14 protein-coding genes are annotated in these 15,616 nt (G+C 37.1%); 11 read left to right on the top strand and 3 right to left on the bottom strand.

Translation table 11 applies throughout. The annotated features are described in order from the left end of the window. Window positions 1-264: 264 nt before the first annotated feature. A complete protein-coding gene (recQ, locus tag NST91_RS16775) occupies window positions 265-2,052 on the top strand; it encodes a DNA helicase RecQ (protein ID WP_341332056.1) in 1,788 nt (595 codons plus the stop codon). A gap of 42 nt (window positions 2,053-2,094) precedes the next feature. On the opposite strand, the gene NST91_RS16770 is transcribed toward recQ, so the two are convergent. Beyond that, window positions 2,095-2,325: a hypothetical protein gene (locus NST91_RS16770; protein WP_341332055.1), complete on the bottom strand. Its 231-nt coding sequence runs from the start codon at window positions 2,323-2,325 to the stop codon at window positions 2,095-2,097. 320 nt (window positions 2,326-2,645) lie between these two features. Between NST91_RS16770 and NST91_RS16765 the strand changes: the two genes are divergently transcribed. Beyond that, window positions 2,646-3,146, top strand: a complete 501-nt coding sequence (locus NST91_RS16765; RefSeq protein WP_341332054.1) for a hypothetical protein — start codon at window positions 2,646-2,648, stop codon at window positions 3,144-3,146. A gap of 107 nt (window positions 3,147-3,253) precedes the next feature. Here the strand turns inward: NST91_RS16765 and NST91_RS16760 are convergent, their stop codons facing one another. Both NST91_RS16760 and NST91_RS16755 read right to left on the bottom strand, forming a co-directional pair. Beyond that, entirely contained in the window at window positions 3,254-3,814 is a 561-nt protein-coding gene (locus NST91_RS16760; protein ID WP_341332053.1) for a thioredoxin family protein, read from the bottom strand. Between the two features lie 75 nt (window positions 3,815-3,889). After that, window positions 3,890-4,168, bottom strand: coding sequence for a hypothetical protein (locus NST91_RS16755; RefSeq protein WP_341332052.1), 279 nt, complete (start codon window positions 4,166-4,168; stop codon window positions 3,890-3,892). Window positions 4,169-4,506: 338 nt separating this feature from the next. Here NST91_RS16755 and NST91_RS16750 point away from each other — a divergent pair, with 338 nt between their 5' ends. The 9 genes from NST91_RS16750 (at window position 4,507) to NST91_RS16710 (ending at window position 15,596) form a co-directional block, all read left to right on the top strand. Beyond that, a complete protein-coding gene (locus tag NST91_RS16750) occupies window positions 4,507-4,914 on the top strand; it encodes a VWA-like domain-containing protein (RefSeq protein ID WP_341332051.1) in 408 nt (135 codons plus the stop codon). Window positions 4,915-5,071: 157 nt separating this feature from the next. Continuing rightward, window positions 5,072-6,454, top strand: a complete 1,383-nt coding sequence (locus tag NST91_RS16745; protein ID WP_341332050.1) for an L-cystine transporter — start codon at window positions 5,072-5,074, stop codon at window positions 6,452-6,454. A gap of 82 nt (window positions 6,455-6,536) precedes the next feature. Next, complete coding sequence (locus tag NST91_RS16740; protein ID WP_341332049.1) at window positions 6,537-7,289, top strand: VOC family protein; 753 nt, start codon at window positions 6,537-6,539, stop codon at window positions 7,287-7,289. Window positions 7,290-7,606: 317 nt separating this feature from the next. Continuing rightward, window positions 7,607-8,881, top strand: a complete 1,275-nt coding sequence (locus NST91_RS16735; protein ID WP_341332048.1) for an ATP-binding protein — start codon at window positions 7,607-7,609, stop codon at window positions 8,879-8,881. Window positions 8,882-9,019: 138 nt separating this feature from the next. After that, entirely contained in the window at window positions 9,020-9,862 is an 843-nt protein-coding gene (gene glcT, locus NST91_RS16730; protein WP_341332047.1) for a glucose PTS transporter transcription antiterminator GlcT, read from the top strand. Between the two features lie 202 nt (window positions 9,863-10,064). Further along, window positions 10,065-12,098 carry a glucose-specific PTS transporter subunit IIBC gene (gene ptsG / locus NST91_RS16725; RefSeq protein ID WP_341332046.1) on the top strand — a complete coding sequence of 678 codons (2,034 nt, stop codon included), beginning with the start codon at window positions 10,065-10,067 and terminating at the stop codon, window positions 12,096-12,098. 150 nt (window positions 12,099-12,248) lie between these two features. Then, window positions 12,249-13,199 carry an AAA family ATPase gene (locus NST91_RS16720; protein WP_341332045.1) on the top strand — a complete coding sequence of 317 codons (951 nt, stop codon included), beginning with the start codon at window positions 12,249-12,251 and terminating at the stop codon, window positions 13,197-13,199. Continuing rightward, on the top strand, window positions 13,199-14,389 hold the full coding sequence (locus NST91_RS16715) for a DUF58 domain-containing protein (RefSeq protein WP_341332044.1): 1,191 nt from the start codon (window positions 13,199-13,201) through the stop codon (window positions 14,387-14,389). Before NST91_RS16720 ends, NST91_RS16715 begins: the two co-directional genes overlap by 1 nt. Then, on the top strand, window positions 14,379-15,596 hold the full coding sequence (locus tag NST91_RS16710) for a hypothetical protein (RefSeq protein WP_341332043.1): 1,218 nt from the start codon (window positions 14,379-14,381) through the stop codon (window positions 15,594-15,596). The genes NST91_RS16715 and NST91_RS16710 overlap by 11 nt, the downstream gene beginning before the upstream one ends. Window positions 15,597-15,616 lie beyond the last annotated feature (20 nt).

Below are 15,616 nucleotides of genomic sequence, written 5' to 3'. Positions count from 1 at the left end.
TGGACACCCTTCACACCTTAAAGTTCTTCCTTTATAATTTAGATAAGATGAATGTCTAATAATACAACTTCTTTGTGACCCATATCGTTGGAACAAAAAAGAGGAAGTGAATACTCACTTCCTAACACGAACAGATAAAGAATAAGGAGCTAACACCACACTGTATAGTATGCACAAGGTCATGCGGACATGTGGGGTAGTACACTACGTCAAACGCACATTTTTGCAGAAATTAGAAAAATAAAATTAAAAAGGTGTTTTTTTATGATTGAACAAGCAAAACAGGTATTACAGTCGTATTTTGGATATTCTTCCTTTAGACCTGGGCAGGAATCCATTATAGAGAACATTTTAGAAGGAAACGATACGCTTGCGATTATGCCAACTGGAGGCGGGAAGTCTTTATGCTATCAAATTCCAGCCTTGATTTTTGATGGAGTAACAATCGTCATTTCTCCTTTGATCTCATTGATGAAGGACCAGGTAGACACTTTGCTCGGAGTTGGAATTGCTGCAACTTATATCAATAGTAGTATTTCTTTGCAGGAAATACAGGAAAGACTGCAGGATGCAAGGCTTGGCCGTTTTAAAATTATTTATATTGCTCCTGAACGACTCGAATCCTCTCAATTTCGATCCCTATTATCTTCTATCCCAATTTCAATGATTGCTGTTGATGAAGCGCATTGTATTTCTCAGTGGGGACATGATTTCAGGCCTAGTTATCGAAACATCCAATATATGATTGCAGAATTACCGAAAAAGCCCGTTGTTGCGGCATTGACTGCAACCGCTACTGTTGAAGTTAAGGATGATATTTGCAGCCAATTGCAAATTACCCCATCTGCTGTTTTTATTACCGGGTTTGCAAGAGAAAATTTAACATTTAATATCCTAAAAGGTGAAAATAAGAGAGATTTTGTCAAAAGTTTTTTAAAAGAAAATAATAACCAATCCGGAATTGTGTATGCTGCAACGCGTCGTGAAGTTAATGAACTTCATTCGTTTTTAGAAAAAGAAGGACATTCAGTAGGAAAATACCATGCAGGCCTTTCCGATGAAGAGCGAAAAAGGGCTCAAGAGGATTTCTTATTTGATACTGTTAATGTTATGATTGCAACAAATGCGTTTGGGATGGGGATTGACAAAAGCAACGTAAGATTTGTCATTCACTATAACCTTCCGAAGAATATTGAAGCGTATTACCAGGAAGCGGGACGAGCCGGGCGTGATGGTGAAAAAAGTGATTGTTATCTATTATTTGCTTCACAGGATATCCAACTACAAAAGTTCCTGATTGAGCAATCAACAATGGATGAAGGTAAAAAAGAGCAAGAATATTACAAGCTACAGCAAATGATTGATTATTGTCATACAGAAAAATGCCTACAAACCTATATTTTAGAATACTTCGGAGAGAACGAAAGTCCCGAATGTGGTAGATGTTTTAACTGTACCGATAACCGTGAAAAAATAGATGTAACCACAGAAGCGCTAATGGTGTTTTCCTGTATTAAACGAATGAAAGAACGATTTGGAAAGACGTTAGTTGCTCAGGTGCTGAAAGGATCAAGAAACAAAAAAATCCTTGAATTAGGATTTACAACATTAACCACATATGGCCTGCTCAAGCAGTATTCCGAAAAACAAATTGTGGGTTTAATCGACTATTTAGCTGCCGAAGGATATGTCAAATTGACAAACTCTCAGTATCCAGTGCTGATTCTTGATGCAAAAGCACTTCCTGTCCTTAAAGGGGAAGTAAAAATTTATAAGAAGGAACAGGTGACGAAAAAACAGATTGTTACTGATAATACATTATTTGAAATTCTTCGAGAGGTCAGAAAAGAAATCTCTAGTCGAGATCAAGTGCCACCATATATCGTCTTTTCGGATAGTACATTACGTGAAATGAGTGAAGTGGCGCCGATTGATGAAAAAGAGTTGCTTGAAATTAAAGGCGTTGCTAAGACAAAACTGGAACGTTACGGGGAGGATTTCCTTTCTGTGATTCGCAAGTACGTTGAGGAGAAAAGTGCAGTGGTTAAATAAAATATAGACAAAAGGCACCACAGTAAGTTGTGGTGCCTTTCATTATGCTTGGAATAGTTCCACCATTGCAAGATTACGCTTTTGTTGTTCTTCTTCAGACATTAAATCATATTTCTTTAATAGGTGAAACAATTCATTTAATGTTAGTTGTGTTTGCCCATGCTCTAAAAACTGAGCAGCCTTGTGATAGAGCTCTTTGGGCAAAAAGCTTTCCTGGCTCTGGAGCTTTTTAACAACGTCATCTTTTGAATGATCGATATTACATGTAGACATCAAATTCCCTCCATTTTACTTATTTCTATATTAATTTTAGCACGTATGAAAGTAGATTAGGATGATAGAAACTAATATACAGCAAATGAGTAGCCACTGGGATGAAATTAGGAGAGAGCGAACCAGCAAACCTGGTTAACATCCTAGCACTCGAAAGAATTTAGGGGAGATTAACCATCAAACCAAATCTATAATCCCCCACAGATGCAAAAAAATAGAAGAATTTGCTCCTGTACTACAAGTACATCTAGTGACATCACACACAACTAGTTTTCTTACTATCTGATAAAATGGGAACTAGATAGAAGGGGAGGTAAGAAATGGCCTATTATATTTGGATTATTATAAATGCGCTACTTGTGATTAGTACAATTATATATATATGGATTTTTAGGTTGCATGACTCGCAAATCATCACACTAGGGCAGGTTTTCGCTCAAATCGCAATCATCCTATTTATCATAAATGTGAATATGTATTTTATCTTTCTTGTCATCCGCAGGACGAAGGTACGGAAATTCAAAATAACACTTGCGAAAATGTCACGACAAATGATGAAATCTCATATCAAGCTTGCAATCATCGGTACGATATTAATACTGTTTCATGGAGGAATCATGCTCGTAAAGTTAGGGGAGCTAATAGGGTATGTAAATCCAAAGATTATGAGCGGGATGTTAGCTATTCTATTATTAGCAATTACTCTTTTTGCGGGATATCTACGTCATAAAAAATCCTCCGGTTTTCGCCGGAAGTTTCATTATACATCGGCTTTTCTTTTTACTATTCTCTTTATGGTGCATTTATTTTTACCCATTTAAACACATAAAGAGACCGCCCGCATTTCCGTTCTGGTTAGTCCCGCAACGATGCGAAGTTGGAAGTGGTGGACGGTCTCAAATATAGTATATGTTTTAGTGTTCAATAATTATGCGTTTTTTATTGTAGCAATTATGCTATTTTTAATATCTCTCCAAAGCACTTCGTCTGTAGTGATACGTTCTGTGAACGATTTAATAAATGCTTTGAAAGCCGCGTCGTATTGAGGAGAATCTTTATCAGGTATATTTGCCTTTAATTCATCAGCAACAGCTTGTGCCTCTGGAGATCTAGGTCCCCATTTACCAACCTCTTCAAACTCTTTATTAACGAAAATGATGATTGGAATCGAACGGGCTTTTCCATTTGTAAGGTATTGATCCATCAACTCTAAATTCTCATCACGGATTAGATAGCGAGTTTCAAGTAAAGCCTCGTCCGCAATTCTCATTAAAATTGGGAGATTGACCATTGCATCTCCGCACCAATCAGCTGCTAAAATGATTGCTTTTAACTCTTTTTCTTGAAGCAGATGCAGTAATTCCTTGTCAGCTTCGTCTAATTGAAACCCATTATATACTTTTAATAGGTTCTCCTTGTGAACTTGCATGCTGTTAATGTATTCGTATTGGTTCATGCCTTTTTCAAACCATGGTTTTAAGTTTGTCATTATGTGCTCCTCCTCCAAATATGATTTGTTTAAATTTACTATAAATGAAAAAGGAAAATCTAACCACAAAGATGCTTATGAAAAGTCTGAAACCGTTTCGTAGAATTCATAGGAATCCTTAGTAGGAAAACTTGGTATAACCGGTTCCCCTTCTATAAGTACATCTGTTACCACGTTATAGTCCCCATTGGCTGATGGCATCTCTGTTTGTTCCCATCTCCAACATGCACCTGAAAAAGCGATTTGATTTCCAGCAAGGAGTCTAATTTCATGAAGTACCCCATTTAATTCAACAAATCCATATCCATTATTTAATTCAAGTTTTTGGACTAACTCTTGTTTCGAAGTTTTCATTTTTCATTCCCCCAATTATTGATAGTTTTACCTTTATGTACGCCTATAACCAATCCAAGTATTGTTATTTAAACTGTTCATATTTAGTCGAAAAACGTGACAAAATAGTGGAGCCAAGGAAGAAAACTGAAAGCGACTCGCCCAGAAATGAGAAAATTGGCCGATAAAGGCTCCAGGTCCTGTAGCAAATTCGGCACTAACATTCCTGTGCGTCGGAGATCCCGACAGAGAGGCGCCTTTTGCCTCTTTTCGAGGAGTTAAAATTTCTTTAGTTTCTAGTCGCTTAAACTAGACAAGTAATCATCCTTTGGTTATTATGCATGAGGAGTTGAGGATGCGTGAGATGGCAAAGGTCACTTATGGGTTTACTTAAGGACCGTAAAGGTAAAAAAATAGCATTAGCAATTGATACATCAACAAATCAGGTCCGTTCAGTTTTAATTAACAATATCATAAAGTTTTTTGGTGAAATGATCCCGGAAACTCAGCTTGTCCAAGCTGATTTTAAAATAAGAACCATCACACCGATTCAAAACCCTACCATTAAATATTATACGCATGGCAAGTCCTCCTATACTGAAGTGCTGGAATGGGCGGACGAAGAGAAAATTGATACTCTTTTTTATATAACCGATGTTACCGGTTATTTTTACGATGAGTTAGATGTAAAAGCTGAAGTGCTTTGGCTTGTTCCGGATGATTATGTACCAAAAGTCCCGTTTGGAAAGGCTATAAAAGTTGCATAAAGATTGGATGGCGTCTAGAATCATCAATTGATTCTAGACGTATTAGTTTTTGAGAGAAAATCCTTTTATATTTTTACTTAGGCAATTTTGTACTTGACGTATCGTGAGTAAGCAATTATATTTTAATACATTAGTAAATAAAAAGGGGGTAATACATATGAGTTTACTTGGTATTGTAAATATCGTTTTGATGGTCTTATTATTACTATTATTGTTTTATATGCAGAAAAAACATGTCTCATTTTCAAAACGTGTATTTGCAGCACTAGGACTAGGGATTGTCTTTGGTCTCGTCCTACAACTCATTTATGGTGTTGATTCAGAAATTATTTCCGAGTCAATTAGTTGGTTTAATATCGTCGGAAATGGTTATGTGAAGTTTTTACAAATGATAGTTATGCCACTAGTGTTTATTTCCATCGTATCAGCTTTTACAAAAATGAAGATGGCAAATAACATCGGAAAAATTAGTGTTTTAATCCTTGGAATTTTAGTGGGAACAACTGCACTTTCAGCACTTGTTGCAATTGGAACAACGGTTGCATTTGACTTAGAAGCTATTCAAATTGAAGCTGGAGAAGCAGAACAAGATAGAGGAGCATCGTTGGAGGAACGATATGCGGGTATTCAAGATAAAACATTCCCAGAACAGATTGTTGACTTATTGCCTGCAAATCCATTCTTAGATTTTACTGGTGCACGTTCCACATCGACTATTGCTATTGTTATCTTTGCAGCTTTCATAGGAATTGCATTCCTTGGAGTTCGTCGTAAAGATCCTGAGAATGCAGAATTGTTTGCGAAAATTATTGATGCACTTTACTCGGTTATCATGCGCGTTGTAACGTTAATTTTACGTTTAACTCCATATGGAGTTCTTGCGATTATGACACGAGTGACAGCTACGAGTGATTATGGTGCGATTTATAAGCTTGGTAAATTTGTTGTAGCATCATATGTTGCGTTATTGATTGTGTTTGCGATTCACTTATTGTTAATTACATTAGCCGGATTGAATCCAATTACGTATGTTAAAAAGGCTTTTCCTGTATTAACTTTCGCGTTTACATCTCGTAGTAGTGCAGGTACATTGCCACTTAACATTAAAGCACAAACAAATGATTTAGGTGTTCCAGAAGGAATTGCAAACTTCGCAGGTTCATTTGGACTTTCCATTGGACAAAACGGATGTGCAGGTGTGTACCCTGCGATGCTCGCGATAATGATTGCACCAACAGTGGGTATTAATCCGTTGGATCCAAGTTTTATCTTAACAGTGGTAGTGATTGTAGCGATTAGTTCCTTCGGTGTTGCTGGTGTTGGAGGAGGAGCAACTTTTGCTGCCATCCTCGTATTATCAGCACTTGACCTTCCAGTAGCATTAGCAGGTTTATTAATATCTGTTGAACCTTTAATTGACATGGGACGTACAGCACTTAACGTTAGCGGTAGTATGACAGCAGGTGTTCTTACAAGTAAAGTAACAAAAGAACTTGACACTGAAACCTATACAAACCCAACTCAACAACTAGGTGCATAACAGAAACGAAAATAAGACCCTGATTATAAGGGTCTTATTTTTTTGGTAAAATATAATAAAAATCCGCTAGGGGGAAGATTTGTTGGATATACGTTTTGACCATGTTGTCCATTATGTAAATGATCCATTTGAGGCAATGACAGCGTTTAAACTTCTTGGTTTCCATACGGCAAAAGGTGGTAATCACGAGAATTGGGGTACCTATAATACGTTATGTTATTTTAAGAATCTTACTTATATCGAGTGGATTGGGATTAACAATCTAGAGGTTACAAAAGAAGGTAGCCACCCATTTAGTCGTCATTTATATGAGGATTACAAACGAGGAGAAGGACTATCACAAATTGCCTTCCGGACCAACTCAATCGATAAAACCAACCAAGAGCTTACACAAAAAGGAATCAAAACAATTGGACCCTTACCAGGCTCCAGAAAACGTCCAGATGGGACTATTCTCAAATGGTCGATGCTCTTCATTGATCATACCCGACCAATGCCATTTTTTATTGAGTGGAAAGGTGTTGATAGAATTAGGGAACAAGAGCTTAATGAAATAGGGGTTTATGTTCCAGACTCAAAATCCATTTCCTTCATTGCATACGCTGTGAAACAACCGGAAAATCTCGCAGACATATGGGCGAAAGTATTAAATGGTAAAGTCCACATTTCAACACTACCTGGCACTGAACAAAAAGCATTTAAGGTCCATTTTGACACAATTGATGTGTATTTTAGCTTTAAGGACCATCCGAGAGGGGAACGCCCTTTTCTAGTTGGGATAGAACCAAAAGCAACAAGGGCGATTATTCTACATGGCGCTAAGTATTTAATGTAAAATAAAAAGAACCAACCATAAATACACGGGTTGGTTCTCACTTTTTGGGCGTAATAAAACTTTAGATACATAATTGATGATACATACATGCCGCGGTAGATTTGAAAATCTTAAACAACGAAAGCCCTACCTCTCTTTCGTCCTTTCGGCTCCGAAGCCGGTCCAGTGTGAATAAGTCTTTCTCAAATGTAAAAGATAAAACGTAAAATTAAATTTATCTATATCTATATATAATAATTATGTTAAAGTTAATAGGGAACAAATTTTTATTATACAGAAAAATATTCTTGTTGTCAAATGATAATGGGGTGCTTGTCATGTCTGTAAAAACACTTTTCAAGAAGAGATTGTTGCTTATCTATTTCTTGGCAAGCCTAATATGGATAACTTTCTCTGAATACGTAATTGATCGTTTTCCCTCTGAATATGCTAATTACTATCAAATTGGGAAGGGGTTAATTTTTGTCGCTTTCACGACCATACTAATTCATCTTATTATTGAGAAGAATGATGCATATGTTCATGCATTAGAAGAACAGAATGAATTGTCGACACTTATTAATGCGATGCCTGATTTTGTCTGTTTCAAAGATGGGAAGGGCAGATGGATTCGAGTGAATCGGTATGCAAAAGAACTATTCCAACTTGACTTTGAAATTTATAAAAACAAAACGGATTTTGAAATGGCTAAAATGTATCCAAGGTTTGAGAAATATCTAATTGAGAATGCACAATTAGATGAAGAGGCTTGGCAAAAAGGGATAAAGACCAGGGTAGAGCAAACCATCATGATCCCAAGTGAGGAACATAAGACTTTTGATGTCATACGAGTACCTTTATTTGAAGAGGGACAAAGAACGGGGCTAGTGCTAATTGGAAGGGATATTTCGAACTTAAAAGCCGCTGAAGAGCTTGCGCTTAGAAGGGAAAAACTTTCTGTAGTGGGGGAATTGGCAGCAGGAATAGCCCATGAAATCCGCAATCCACTGACAACGATTAAAGGCTTTGTTCAATTGCAAAAGGAAAAGAATGAATCAACATCTCAAATTTCTAATATTATCCTTTCTGAACTTGATCGGATTAATCAGATTGTTAGTGAATTACTCGTATTTTCCAAGCCGCAAAGTAAAATTTTAAAGGAATTTGAATTAAAAGAATTACTCGATTATGTCATCAAGCTCACATCACACGAAGCTACCCTTTATAATGTCAAGATTATCATTGAAAATGATGCAGATCATGCAGTTCTTTATGGAGATATGAATGAACTAATCCAAGTGTTTGTCAATGTCATTAAAAATTCAATTGATGCGATGCCAAATGGAGGAAGAACAAAAATTCGTACTAAAAGAATAGAGGACAAAGTTCAAATTGAAGTAATCGACACAGGGGTAGGTATCCCTAAAGAGCGCCTTGAAAAAATTGGAGAACCATTTTTCACATTAAAAGAAAAAGGAATGGGACTTGGGCTCACGATGAGTAACAAAATTATCCAAGACCATAAAGGAATATTTGAAATTAAAAGTAAGGTTGGGTTCGGAACAAAAGTCGTCATTACTTTACCTGTCAGACATCACAAAAAGGATAGTTGAATTAAACTCCTTTTTTTATTCGTACACTTTGTCTTCTTATGACTTACACAATTCATTAAAAGGTAAAATTATTGATTTCTTTTTCTTGCTCATATACGATATGAATTGTATGTCTAAGATAAAAAGTGGGGAATTAAGATGCCTGTCATTACTATATCTAAAGTGTTGAATAATAATGTCGTCATTGCAGATCACTCCGATTATGGGGAGGTCGTTTTAATAGGAAAGGGCATCGGCTTTAACCGAAGGCAGAAAGAAGTGCTCGATGCGACTAGCGTAGAAAAGGTGTTCGTCCTTAAAAATGAAAAAATACAAACTAACTATATTAAGCTTCTACCATATTTAGAAGATGACTTACAGAGAGTGATTATTTCTGCCATTGAGTTAATCAAAAGCAGGACAGATGCTTCGTTGAATGAACATATCCATGTAGCCTTGACCGATCACTTGATGACTACTGTTGCCAGGGTTTCACAAGGGTTAGAAATCCGAAATCCCTTTTTAATAGAAACGAAAACCATGTATCCTAGGGAATACGATTTAGCAAAGGAAGTAATGAATTTATTTAAAGTAGAATGTAATATACACTTGCCAGAGGGAGAAGCTGGTTTTATTGCTCTTCACATCCACAGTGCAATAACCAATAAAGATTTATCTGAAGTAAATCAGCATTCTCAACTAATGACAAAATTAGTTCAATTGGTAGAGGAACAGTTGAAAATGGTGATTGACAAACAGAGCATTGATTATATGAGACTTGTACGACATCTGAGATTCGTTATTGAACGTGTAAAAGTGGGAGAGAAAGTAGAAGAACCAGAAAAAATCACTTCACTCTTGAAAGAAGAATATCCATTATGTTATAATCTCTCGTGGAAACTCATTAAGGTAATACAGCAAGCGCTGAAGAAACCAGTTTTTGACGCAGAAGCAGTCTATATAACGATGCATCTGCAAAGGCTTCAGAAGAAAATTAAATAGTATACATTGTTTTTAACGTGTTACTGATTCGATCAGGCATGAGTAAAGAGAATGATTGAAGTAAGTTTAACAGGATATATTGCGCCCTTTATTGGGAGAATATTATTCATGTAACTTCTTTCGATTATCCTCTTTCTCATGCCTTTTTTATGTTTATGCGATTACCTCATGAGAATGAAAAATTAGTAGGGGGTTTTGAACCGTGTTTAAAAAAGTTTTTGGTGTCCTGCAAAAGATTGGTAAAGCGCTTATGTTACCTGTAGCTCTTTTACCAGCAGCAGGTCTTTTACTTGGAATAGGAAATGCGATGCAGCAAGAAACGATGCTTCAATATCTTCCATTCCTGGAAGCAGATTGGATTCAACTTATTGCTTCGGTGATGGAGGATGCTGGGGGGATTATATTTAGTAATCTAGCCCTTCTCTTTGCAGTTGGGGTAGCGATTGGTTTAGCTGGAGACGGTGCAGCAGCACTAGCTGCTTTAGTCGGATATTTAGTTCTAAATCAGGTAATGAGTTCATGGCAGGGAGTTACTCCTGATATGCTTACTGATAATCCTGCTTTTGCATCTGTATTAGGAATTCCTACATTACAAACAGGTGTATTTGGCGGAATTATAGTTGGTCTTATAGCTGCTTTTGCTTATAACCGCTTTCATGACATTGAAATGCCTTCGTTTCTTGGATTTTTTGCAGGGAAACGATTTGTTCCGATTGCAACTGCCGCGTTTTCTTTTATAGCCGGTCTTTTATTATTGTTCGTATGGCCACCAGTACAAGATGCAATGAATAGTGCATCACTTTGGCTGATAGAAGAAGGTACGTATTTTGCTGTGTTTTTCTTTGGATTTATAAAGAGATTATTAATTCCGTTTGGTTTACATCATATTTTCCATGCGCCGTTCTGGTATGAATTCGGTTCTTATACAACCGCATCTGGCCAAGTCGTCCGGGGAGATATGACGATCTTTTTTTCACAATTGAAAGATGGAGTGGAAATTACCGCTGGTAACTTTATGGCTGGTGAATTTCCAATTATGATGTTTGGTTTACCGGCTGCTGCGCTTGCTATGTATCATGCTGCACGTCCGGAAAATAAAAAACTTGTAGCCGGTTTATTAGGTTCAGGTGCCCTAACATCGTTCTTAACGGGTATCACAGAGCCACTTGAATTTTCATTTATGTTTGTGTCACCTATTCTTTTCTTAATCCATGCAGTGCTAGATGGATTATCATTTGTTTTAATGACAGCGTTGAGTGTTAATATAGGCTACACTTTCTCCGGTGGAGGAATTGACTTTTTCTTATTTGGTATATTGCCAGGTAGAGAGCCTTGGTGGATCGCAATATTATTAGGTCTCGTTTTTGCAGTTATTTATTATTTTGTTTTCCGTTTTGCAATAAAGAAGTTTAATCTCATGACACCTGGACGCGAAGTAAAAGGTGAAGAGGAAAAGAAAGGGCAGGCTGGAGATCTCGCTTATAACATTCTAAATGCAATGGGCGGACAAGAAAATATTGCCCATCTTGATGCATGTATCACCCGACTACGTGTTTCTGTGAACGATATTAAAAATGTCGATAAAGATGAATTGAAAAAACTAGGTGCAGCTGGTGTACTAGAAGTTGGAAATAATATTCAAGCCATCTTTGGACCACGTTCTGAAACCATTAAAAGCCAAATGCAAGACGTAATGAGCGGGAAAAAACCCCGTGAATTAGAAACGAACCAAATTGAAAAAACAAATCCAAATATAGTAAGTAATGAACAACAAGGTGCTGATCATTTTAATTCGCCTATTAAAGGTGAAATAAAGCCAATTACGGAAGTTCCTGATGCTGTGTTTTCTGGTAAAATGATGGGTGATGGGTTTGCAATTGTACCATCTGAAGGTGTCATTGTTTCACCTGTTGATGGAAAAGTAATCAACTTGTTCCCCACAAAACATGCGATTGGTATTCTATCTGATTCAGGCCGAGAAATTCTGATTCATGTTGGGATTGATACAGTTAATCTTAAAGGACAAGGGTTTGAAACGTTTGTGAGTGAAAATGATAAGGTCGAAAAAGGTCAACAACTTTTAAAAGTTGATTTAGACTTTATTAAGAAAAATGCAACGTCCATTATTACACCGATTGTCTTTACAAACCTTGCAGAGGGAGAAGAAATCGTTCTTAAAAAGCAAGGTAACATTAATCTTTCTGAAGAAAATATCATCGAGATTACAAAAGGATAATGAATGCAACAGGCAGACCATTGTTAATTCTAGGGGTCTGTCTGTTTTTATTTATAGTCCAAAATAATTATTTATGTTGGAAAACATCTATTTATTTGATAAATTTAAATTGTCACATGATTACCAATTCAATAAAAACAGGGGGCAATTATGTCTGCAAAAGAGAATGTTTTAAAAATCAAAGAGAATATTGGGAAAGTCATCATCGGGAAGGACGAGGTGATAGAACTTGTCCTAAATTCCCTTATTAATAAAGGTCATATTTTACTAGAAAGTGTGCCTGGTACGGGGAAAACGATGCTTGCTAAGAGTTTTGCAAAGTCTATTAGTGGTAATTTTAAGCGCATTCAATTTACACCGGACGTGCTACCTAGTGATATTACTGGGATTCAATTTTTTAATCCGAAAGAGCAGGAATTTCAACTGCGCCCGGGTCCGGTAATGACTCATATTCTATTAGCCGATGAAATTAACCGTGCAACTCCTAGGACTCAATCGAGTTTGCTTGAGGTCATGGAGGAGCGTCAGGTGACGATCGATGGAGAAACTTTAAAACTTCCATCACCGTTTGTAGTAATCGCAACTCAAAATCCAATTGAGTCACAACAGGGGACTTTTCCATTACCAGAGGCGCAAATGGACCGTTTCTTTGTCCAAATTGATTTGGGTTATCCAAGCTTTGAAGAGGAAAAGCAAATTATGAGAACCTATCGTCAAAATAATCCGATTGAGGAAATTTTGGAGGTCCTTACAAAAGAAGAGATTATATCGATGCAAGCTGAGGTCGGGCAAGTGAAGCTTTCCGATGAAGTAGAAGACTATTTACTTAGAATCGTACACGCAACAAGAAAGCATACGGATGTTGAAGTTGGAGTCAGTCCAAGGGGGACTCTAGCACTTATGAAGGCTGCTCAAGGAAAAGCGTATTTGGATGGGCGTATGTTTGTAACCCCAGAGGATATTAAATATATAGCTCCATATGTTATTTCCCATCGCCTTGTGCTTACGATGGAGGGGTCACTTAAGAAAACGAATCGCCAGGTTATACATGAACTGTTATCAACGGTTTCTGTCCCGGTGGAAGCCGGAGCAGTGAAGTAATGGACTGGAAACGACAAATATCCATTGGAAATGAATTGTCGTATATGTCTTTTCTTTCTTCTGTTTTTATATTTGTAGGGATTCTTTCACAGGTGTTTTTGCTTCTTTTTGTAGGGGTATTGTTTCTTTTATATGTATTTGTGAACAAATATTATTTAAAACATGTAGGAAATAAAATCAACGTTTCGATCGATAAAGAAACCGTAAAGCTCTTTAAAGGGGAAGATGGTGATTTTTCACTAACATTAAAGCAAGAAGGTCGTTTACCAATCATAAATGGCCAAATTCGGCTAACTGTGGATCACGTAGTAGGATTTCAGAATGAAAGAAAAATACTAGAGACAGAACAAATCGAACTATCACTACCACTTACTCTAATAGGAAGACAGGCTCAAACCACAATGTTGCCTTTTGAAGGGAAGCAAAGGGGAGTTGCGAAAATCCGTACGCTTGAGCTAAGAATTCCTCATTTATTTGGCATTGGTGAGGCATATCTTCAATATACGAAACCGGTTGCCTTTGAAACGATTATTTATTCTTCCCCGGAAACGGTTGGAGGGATTGAAAAAATTGTTCCGAAAAATCAAGGAGAGTACCCAATTCGGAGTTCGTTTTTTGAAAACATGACACAAATAATCGGAACGAGAGGTTATGTGCCAACAGATCCATTTAACCGGGTGCATTGGAAAGCGAGTGCTCGTACGAATCAATTACAAACGAAGATTTATGATAAAACAGCTCAATTCTCTTGGACTATTATCATTAATGTGCGCGAACGAAAACTAGAAGAGTATTTAAGCGGGTTAACGTATATGCTTGAAGCAGCTACGTTAAAAAACATTCCATTTGAAGTGTATGTAAATGTCAGAAGGGCAGGGAGAACCCCTTTTATCCACCTACCAGTAGGAAAAGGAAAGGAACATTTAGCGAAAGCACTGGAATTAATTGCTCGTCTCAGTAAGCATAGTGTAACAATACCATTTCATTTTATGATTCACGCTATCGAAAGACAGCAACAACTTTCACCTTACGTCATTATGATAGGTGAAATAGAAGAAAATGAGGAACTGATTCTCAGTAGGTTTGCAAGAAAAGGTGTCGATTGTTTTAAACTAATTGAGAATAATGACTCCATCTTATTACAGAAGGCATCCTTGGCAATGAGGAGGGGGAAATCCCATGCGATATAGTCAGTCTTTACTGAAGTCGTATCAATACGTAATGGAGATGATCCTTCTCTATATTTTACTAATGTTGTTCTATATTCACACAGACTATTTGCCGCCCATTATACCATTTCTGTTTCTAACGGGCGTCGGAGCAGTCATCATTGCATTCCTGTTATCACTGATGAAATCAAATACCCCGTATTTTTTCATTATGTTAATCGTTCCATTGCTTGCACTTGTTAGCAGTGAAATAAGGCTATCGTTTGGTCAAAGCATTGTGATTGCGGCTGTTGTTTGTTATCGAATCATTATCCATTATCACAAGAATCCTAAGCTGACGGAAGCTATGATTTTAAATGGTAGTTTAGTATTTGGTGGGTTAACTTATTTTGCTGCAAAGGTCCAAGGGTATGTCCACAGTGACCTTATCTTATATTTACTTGTGACTCAATTGCTTTTCTTTATGATTGGAAAAATACTAAACAGTGTAAGTACAAGTTCACTCGTGAAGAAAACAATCGCTACAAAACAGAACTCCTGGTCCGTTGTCGGGCTGTTTAGTGGCTTGTTTGTGGGTGCTATTGGTGTCGCGGTTATTTTTCCAATCGTTCTTGTTAAGGGTTTGTCTTTGATTACATCCATTATCGGAACGGGCTTTTACTGGGTTTCAAAGCCACTTTTTAATGCTGTCGAAAATATCGATTCCTATAGAAGTTCTCAAGGTGAAAGTGTTGGAACTTTGAACTGGGAAGAAACAGAAAAGAAAAATACATTCTTTGAGTTGCTTGGCAGCTTTGATATTTGGTTATATTTATCCATTCTTGGTCTACTCCTATTAGCAGTGATTCTTTTCTTACTAGCAAAAAAGAGATTTGTAAAAGAAGCTGCTGTGGTTGGCGACGTATACCAATATGCAACGATTACAGAAGGGGTTACAAGCCCTACTGCAAAATGGAGACGTTCAAAACGACAGACACCACAAGTAAAGGTACGAAAGCTTATCCTTGAACTTGAGGTGCTCTCAGCAAAGCATGGATTTGGACGATACCATCATGAAAGTGTATCAGAATGGTTAGGAAGAACCCATTTCCTTGACTTCCGACTTGTTGAACTCTATGAGAGAGTACGTTACGGGGATGAAGTATTAACCGATGAGGAAAACAAGGCTTGTGAGGAGATCGTCCAGAACCTAAAAGAGAAGATTAAATCGTTAAAGAAGTTGAAATGAAAGAAGAAGAACCTGGGTGT

It is taken from the genome of Ferdinandcohnia sp. FSL W7-1320 (assembly GCF_038050315.1).
In the GTDB taxonomy this organism is placed as follows: domain Bacteria; phylum Bacillota; class Bacilli; order Bacillales; family Bacillaceae_L; genus Ferdinandcohnia; species Ferdinandcohnia aciditolerans.
This window is presented reverse-complemented; position numbering and strand designations above follow the sequence as displayed.

Excerpts from the sequence above, each read along its gene's own strand:
- recQ (WP_341332056.1), top strand. The coding sequence starts at position 265 with ATGATTGAACAAGCAAAACAGGTATTACAGTCGTATTTTGGATATTCT.
- NST91_RS16770 (WP_341332055.1), bottom strand. The coding sequence starts at position 2,325 with ATGTCTACATGTAATATCGATCATTCAAAAGATGACGTTGTTAAAAAG.
- NST91_RS16765 (WP_341332054.1), top strand. The coding sequence starts at position 2,646 with ATGGCCTATTATATTTGGATTATTATAAATGCGCTACTTGTGATTAGT.
- NST91_RS16760 (WP_341332053.1), bottom strand. The coding sequence starts at position 3,814 with ATGACAAACTTAAAACCATGGTTTGAAAAAGGCATGAACCAATACGAA.
- NST91_RS16755 (WP_341332052.1), bottom strand. The coding sequence starts at position 4,168 with ATGAAAACTTCGAAACAAGAGTTAGTCCAAAAACTTGAATTAAATAAT.
- NST91_RS16745 (WP_341332050.1), top strand. The coding sequence starts at position 5,072 with ATGAGTTTACTTGGTATTGTAAATATCGTTTTGATGGTCTTATTATTA.
- NST91_RS16735 (WP_341332048.1), top strand. The coding sequence starts at position 7,607 with ATGTCTGTAAAAACACTTTTCAAGAAGAGATTGTTGCTTATCTATTTC.
- glcT (WP_341332047.1), top strand. The coding sequence starts at position 9,020 with ATGCCTGTCATTACTATATCTAAAGTGTTGAATAATAATGTCGTCATT.
- NST91_RS16720 (WP_341332045.1), top strand. The coding sequence starts at position 12,249 with ATGTCTGCAAAAGAGAATGTTTTAAAAATCAAAGAGAATATTGGGAAA.
- NST91_RS16715 (WP_341332044.1), top strand. The coding sequence starts at position 13,199 with ATGGACTGGAAACGACAAATATCCATTGGAAATGAATTGTCGTATATG.
- NST91_RS16710 (WP_341332043.1), top strand. The coding sequence starts at position 14,379 with ATGCGATATAGTCAGTCTTTACTGAAGTCGTATCAATACGTAATGGAG.